Raw genomic sequence first — 6,235 nt, 5'->3', positions numbered from 1 at the left:
CGCTCCGGGCGACCGAAGCCGCGACCGGGGCCGAACCCGCCGCGGCGGCCGAACCGTTCGGGGCTGCGCGGTCCGTGGCGGTGTGGCGGGAGCGAGGCGTCGATCTCCTCGACGCTCGACGCGCCGGAGGCGATGAGCTCGAGCGTGCGCCAGCTGCGGCGGCCGAGGCCGTCCTCGGCGAGCACCTCGTGCATCGAGTGCTTGAGCGCGTGATCGACGGTGCGGAGCCAGAAGCCGAGCGGGCGCTCGGCGGACTGGGTGGTGGACTGCTCTGGGGAAGTCGTGGGGGTGTTCATGGGTGGTCTCCTTATTTGCATGCTCTGTTACATGTAAATGTATAATGACATGCATGTCCGACGATCGTCAAGCACAGCCCAGCGAACCCACAGCAACCGACCCGGTGGAGATGATCGAGCAGGCCCTCGTCCAGATCCGACGGGACCAGTCAGGCCGTCGGTTCGGCGGACGCGGTGGGCGCGGTGGGCCCGGTCATCACCACCACGATGAGCACGGCGGTCATCGGCACGACGCCGACGGCGGCGCTGAGGATGAACGCGGGCGCGGGCGCGGGCGCGGTCCCGGCTTCGGACCCGGCTTCGGTGGGCCCTGGGCTCCCGGCGGTGGCGCCCGTCACCCGCGTGAGCAGGCGATCACCCAGGCTGCTCGGTTCCGGATGCTGGACGCGCTTGCTCGTGATGAGGCGGCCGGTGGCATGGGGATCAGTGCGCTCGCGGAGTCGATCGGTGTCGACCAGCCCCGCGCGAGCAGGCTCGTGGCCGAAGCGACGAAGCGCGGCGAGGTCGCTCGCGCAGTCGACCCGAACGACGGTCGACGCAGCGTGGTGCAGCTGAGCGCCGCCGGCCGCGCGGTCCTGCAGGAGGCGCACCGGGGTCGACGCGACGCGGTCACGACCGCGCTCTCGGGATTCGCGCCCGCGGAGGCGGCGCAGTTCGCCGCGTACCTCGAGCGCTTCGTCGCCGCGTGGCCGCGCCCCGACACCGACCGGTAGCTCGCCCGCCTGATCCTCGGGCCAGGGTTCGCAATTCAGGAGCGTCCCGGTGAGTCGAGCCGGATCATCCCCTCGGTGGCGGGACGCGCCGGCGTGCGCCTGAGTTCTGCACGATCGGACCCGTCCGGTCCATGCCGTTCGCAATTCAGGAGGAGTCAGGCGTGTCGGCCTGGGGATGGCCGTCTCGCGGGAGAACCGCCGGGGCGCTCCTGCGTTGTGGACCGTGAGGCGGCATCGGGACTCGGCCCTCGCTACTCGGGGCGGAGGCGGAGCTCCTGCATCCCGCCGTCGACGGCGATCGAGGTGCCGGTCGTCGAGCCTGATCGCGGGCTCGCCAGGTAGGCGACGGCACCGGCGACCTCGGTCGCAGCGACGAGTCGGCCATGCGGCTGGCGTGCCTCGAGTGCGGCGCGTTCTGCGGCCGGGTCGGCGGCGCTGTCGAGCAGCCGGCCAACCCAGGGGGTGTCGGCCGTGCCCGGGTTGACGCAGTTCACCCGGATGCCCTCGCGCAGGTGGTCGGCGGCCATCGCTCGCGTCAAGGACAGCACGGCTCCCTTCGTCGCCGTGTAGAGCGCGCGCTGGGGGAGTCCCGCCGTCGCGGCGATCGACGCGGTGTTCACGATCGTGGCCGACGGCGACTCGCGCAGGTGTGGGAGGGCTGCGCGCGTCACGCGAGCCATGCCGACCACGTTGATGTCGAAGACGCGGTGCCACTCGTCGTCGTCGTTGGACTCGATGGTGCCCTGCGCGCCGATCCCGGCGTTGTTCACGACGATGTCGAGGCGGCCGAACCGTGCGACGACGGCGTCGATCGCCGCGCGGACCGACGCGTCGTCGGCGACGTTCGCCCGAACCGACAGGCGGGTGGCGGAGTCCTCGTCGGGCGACGGGTTCAGGTCGAGGATCGCGACGCTCGCACCATCGGCGGCGAGACGTTCGACGATCGCGGCACCGATCCCCGAAGCGCCGCCGGTGACGATCGCGACGAGTCCGTCGAACTCGCCGGTGTCTGCCGCGCTCATGCGCGGGCTCCGAGTGCCTCGGCGGGCTTGGCAGACGGCGCGATTCCAGGGACCGGGTCGACGAACCGCTGTCGCTGGCGGCCGAGGCCCTCGATCTCGACCTCGCAGACGTCGCCCGGTGCGAGGTAGGGGAACCGGCCGGAGAGCGCGACGCCCTCGGGTGTGCCGGTCAGGACGAGGTCGCCGGGTTCGAGCTGCAGGTACTGGCTCAGGTGCCAGATGACCGTGGCGACGTCGAAGATGAGGTCGGCCGTGCTCGAGTCCTGACGCGGTTCGCCGTTGACCCAGCTGCGGAGTCGCAGGGCGCCGGCGTCGACCTCGTCCGGCGTCACGAGCCACGGGCCGGTCGGGTTGAAGCCCGGAGCGCACTTGCCCTTCGACCACTGCCCGCCACTCGCCGCCATCTGGAAGTCGCGCTCCGACACGTCGTTCGCGGTGACGAAGCCGGCGATGCGGCCGAGGGCGTCCTCAGGGCTGTCGAGGTAGGAGGTGCGCTCGCCGATGACGACGCCCAGCTCGACCTCCCAATCGGTCTTCGTGCTGCCGCGCGGGATGCGGACGTCGTCGTTCGGGCCGACGACCGTGTTCGGCGTCTTCAGGAACATGATCGGGATCTCGGGCGGAGCGGATCCGGACTCCGCGGCGTGCGCCGCGTAGTTCATCCCGATGCAGACGACCGCACTCGGCCGGGCGATCGGAGCGCCGATCCGGAGCTCGTCGGCGCCGTCGAGGACGGGGAGCGCACCCGACTCGAGGGCGGCGCGAACCTGATCGACGCCGCCGCCGGCGAGGAACGCTCCGTCGATGTCGGGAGTGATCGATCGGAGGTCGTAGGCGGTGTCTCCCGCGAACACGACGGGGGTCTCCCCGTCCGCGGGGCCGAGTCTGGCGAAGCGCATGCTGGTCCTTCCGGTTCCGCCGGTGCCCGCGTGCGGACCCGGCTCCGTAGCCGATAACGTCTGAACTCTACCGCCCGACCCGGCCGTTGCAACAGGTGATTTGGTCCACGCTGAGCGCATTGACAGCCCAGACATCGGATGTCTAAGCTCGGTGGCACCAGCCCGAAGGAGCATGCCGACGTGAGTACCATCATCGGATTCGAGACGCACGACGTCCGGTTCCCGACCTCGACCACCCTCGACGGCTCGGATGCCATGAACCCCGACCCCGACTACTCCGCCGCCTACCTGCGGCTCGTGACGGACGCGGACGACGGCCACGAGGGCCACGGCTTCGTCTTCACGATCGGACGCGGCAACGACGTCGAGGTCGCAGCCATCCACGCCCTCCGGGACCACCTCCTCGGTCGCGAGGTCGAGCCCGTGCTCGACGCCCTCGGGTCCTTCTGGCGCGAACTCGTCTACGACTCCCAGCTCCGGTGGCTCGGCCCCGAGAAGGGCGTCATGCACATGGCGATCGGCGCCGTCGTCAACGCGCTCTGGGACCTCAAGGCCAAACGCGCCGGCCTGCCGCTCTGGCGGCTGCTCGCCATGATGACGCCGGAGGAGCTCGTCGAGCTCGTCGACTTCCGCTACCTGAGCGACGTCCTCACCCCGGACGACGCCCTCGCGATCCTCCGACGCGCCGAACCGGGACGGGAGGCCAGGACCGAGGCCCTGCTCGCCGCCGGGTACCCCGCCTACACGACCACGCCCGGGTGGCTCGGCTACTCCGACGAGAAGCTCGACCGCCTGTGTCGCGAAGCGGTCGCGGACGGATTCGCGCAGGTCAAACTCAAGGTCGGCGGGAATGTGGAGGACGACGTCCGTCGCCTCGCCATCGCCCGGAACGCCGTGGGATCCGACATCCGGATCGCCGTCGACGCCAATCAGCGGTGGGACGTCGCGGAGGCGATCGACTGGATGTCCCGACTCGCCCCCTACGACATCGCCTGGATCGAGGAGCCGACGAGCCCCGACGACATCCTCGGCCACGCGGCGATCGCGCGCGGGGTCGCCCCGATCCCGGTCGCGACCGGTGAGCACATGGCCAACCGCATCATGTTCAAGCAGTTCCTGCAGGCCGACGCCCTCCAGGTGCTTCAGATCGACTCCACGCGGGTCGCCGGCGTGAACGAGAACATCACGATCCTCCTCCTGGCCGCGAAGTTCGGTGTCCCGGTCTGCCCGCATGCCGGTGGCGTCGGGCTGTGCGAAGCGGTGCAGCACCTCTCGATGTTCGACTTCATCGCCGTGTCCGGGAGCGAGGATGGACGCATGATCGAATTCGTCGACCACCTGCACGAGCACTTCGTCGAGCCCGTCGAGATCGTCGCCGGCCGGTACCGCGCGCCGGTCGCCCCCGGCGGCGGTTCGGAGATGCTCGCGACGTCGATCGCCGAGTTCACCTTCCGGGGCGCCGGTGCCTGAGCTGCTCGTCCCGCGGCTCGCGTACGGCGCCGCCAACCTCGGCAACCTCTACCGCGAGCTCGGCGATGAGGAGGCCTGGGCGATCCTCGATGCGGCCTGGGAACACGGCGTCCGCTTCTACGACACGGCTCCGCACTACGGTCTCGGTCTCTCCGAGCGTCGGCTCGGCGCCTTCCTGCGGACGAAGCCCCGCGACGAGTACGTCCTGTCCACCAAGGTCGGCCGCCTCCTCGTGCCGAACCCCGCGGGGGAGGGTGCGCTCGACACGGACAACGACTTCGTCGTCCCGGCGACCTTGCGGCGCGAGTGGGACGCGAGCGAGGCCGGCGTGCGGCGCTCGCTCGACGAGTCCCTCGAGCGACTCGGGCTCGACCACGTCGATGTGCTCTACCTCCACGACCCGGAACGGAACGACCCCGAATCCGGGATCTCCGAGGGGATTCCGGCGCTCGCCGCCCTCCGCGACGAAGGACTCGTCGGGGCGGTCGGGATCGGGTCGATGGACGTCGCCGCACTCCTCGCCGCGGTGCGCACGGGCCTGACCGACCTCATCATGATCGCCGGTCGGTACACGCTCGCCGAGCAGCCAGCGGCCGAGGAGGTGCTGCCCGCCTGCCTGGAACACGGCGTCGGTGTGGTCGCCGCCTCGGTGTTCAACTCTGGCCTGCTGGCCCGCGCCGTCCCCGACCGCGACGGACGCTACGAGTACGGTGCCGTCCCGCCGGAGGTCTTCGACCGCGCCGTCGACATCGCCGAGATCTGCCGTCGGTTCGAGGTCGAACTGCCCGCAGCCGCCCTCCAGTTTCCGCTCCGTCACCCCGCTGTGCGGACGGTCGCGGTCGGTGCCTCGCGGCCGGAGCAGATGATCCAGAACGTGGAGCGCTTCGAGGCGCCGATCCCCGAGACCTTCTGGACGGAGCTGCGCACCAGAGGACTGCTCGGCTGATGCGGACGATCGACGCGCACCTCCATCTCTGGAATCGCGCCGACGGGTATCACTGGCTCGCTTCGGCCGACGAGGCACTTCGCGAGGATTTCACGCCGGAGCGCGCGGCCGCGGAGCTGCGGGAGGCCGGCGTCGATGCGGCGATCCTCGTCCAGGCCGACGACACGGAGCTCGACACGATGTCCATGCTCAGCGCATCGGACGCTTTCAGTTGGGTGGCCGGCGTCGTCGGCTGGGTGCCGATCGACGATGCGAAGCGGGCCGAGGAACTGCTCGACCGTTGGGGAGTGCATCCACGATTCCGCGGCGTTCGTCAGCTGCTGCACGACGATCCGCGGGACGGCCTGCTCCTGGCAGCACCCGCGCGCCGGTTGGCGGCGGTCCTCGCGGACCGGGGGCTTCCGCTCGACCTCCCGAACGCCTTCCCTCGGCTGCTCCGTGACGCCACCGGACTCGCACGGCTGGAGGAGGGGCTGACGATCGTCGTCGACCACCTCGCGAAGCCGCCGCGCGACGATGAGGCCTTCGAACGATGGGCGACCGAGCTGGCCGCGGCGGCGGCGTCACCGAACGTGGTCGCCAAGGTGTCGGGCCTCAATCGAGCCGGTCGGCCGTTCGTGGCGGCCGACGTGCGTCGGGCCTGGGACACCGCACTCGCCTGCTTCGGGCCCGAGCGGTTGATGCTCGGCGGCGACTGGCCGATGACCGTCACGAGCGGCGGGTACGGTGCGGTATGGCACGAGCTGTCCGGTCTCGTCGACGAGTTGTCGCCGGCGGAACGCGATGCACTGCGTGGCGGGACGGCGACGCGCGTCTACCGGCTCGACCCCCGCGGGCCGGTCGGCGTCGACGGACTGACATGATCGGGCAGACGGATGGACACGGAACC

6 protein-coding genes and 1 pseudogene are annotated in these 6,235 nt (G+C 70.8%); 4 read left to right on the top strand and 3 right to left on the bottom strand.

All coding sequences use genetic code 11. The features are described 5' to 3' along the window. Nucleotides 1–296 (bottom strand): annotated as a pseudogene (locus IFT89_RS07970) (hypothetical protein); the annotation flags it as partial. A gap of 53 nt (nucleotides 297–349) precedes the next feature. Here IFT89_RS07970 and IFT89_RS07965 point away from each other — a divergent pair. Continuing rightward, complete coding sequence (locus IFT89_RS07965) at nucleotides 350–1,009, top strand: MarR family winged helix-turn-helix transcriptional regulator (protein WP_202938691.1); 660 nt, start codon at nucleotides 350–352, stop codon at nucleotides 1,007–1,009. 251 nt (nucleotides 1,010–1,260) lie between these two features. Here IFT89_RS07965 and IFT89_RS07960 read toward each other — a convergent pair whose 3' ends face one another. Both IFT89_RS07960 and IFT89_RS07955 read right to left on the bottom strand, forming a co-directional pair. After that, nucleotides 1,261–2,031 (bottom strand): SDR family NAD(P)-dependent oxidoreductase, encoded by a 771-nt coding sequence (locus IFT89_RS07960; RefSeq protein ID WP_202938690.1) that lies wholly within the window; start codon nucleotides 2,029–2,031, stop codon nucleotides 1,261–1,263. Beyond that, nucleotides 2,028–2,930, bottom strand: coding sequence for a fumarylacetoacetate hydrolase family protein (locus tag IFT89_RS07955; protein ID WP_202938689.1), 903 nt, complete (start codon nucleotides 2,928–2,930; stop codon nucleotides 2,028–2,030). Before IFT89_RS07955 ends, IFT89_RS07960 begins: the two co-directional genes overlap by 4 nt. A 180-nt stretch (nucleotides 2,931–3,110) precedes the next feature. Between IFT89_RS07955 and IFT89_RS07950 the strand changes: the two genes are divergently transcribed. From IFT89_RS07950 to IFT89_RS07940, 3 genes are read left to right on the top strand one after another with little or no spacing between them, the layout of a single operon-like run. Next, complete coding sequence (locus IFT89_RS07950; RefSeq protein ID WP_202938688.1) at nucleotides 3,111–4,400, top strand: L-fuconate dehydratase; 1,290 nt, start codon at nucleotides 3,111–3,113, stop codon at nucleotides 4,398–4,400. Beyond that, nucleotides 4,393–5,346: an aldo/keto reductase gene (locus tag IFT89_RS07945; protein ID WP_202938687.1), complete on the top strand. Its 954-nt coding sequence runs from the start codon at nucleotides 4,393–4,395 to the stop codon at nucleotides 5,344–5,346. The genes IFT89_RS07950 and IFT89_RS07945 overlap by 8 nt, the downstream gene beginning before the upstream one ends. Further along, nucleotides 5,346–6,209, top strand: a complete 864-nt coding sequence (locus IFT89_RS07940) for an amidohydrolase family protein (RefSeq protein WP_202938686.1) — start codon at nucleotides 5,346–5,348, stop codon at nucleotides 6,207–6,209. Before IFT89_RS07945 ends, IFT89_RS07940 begins: the two co-directional genes overlap by 1 nt. The last annotated feature ends 26 nt before the right edge of the window (nucleotides 6,210–6,235 follow it).

The organism is Plantibacter sp. CFBP 13570 (assembly GCF_014841395.1).
GTDB classification, from domain to species: Bacteria; Actinomycetota; Actinomycetes; order Actinomycetales; family Microbacteriaceae; genus Plantibacter; species Plantibacter auratus.
Note: the sequence above shows the minus strand (reverse complement) of the source record. Positions and strands in the feature narration are given on the sequence as shown.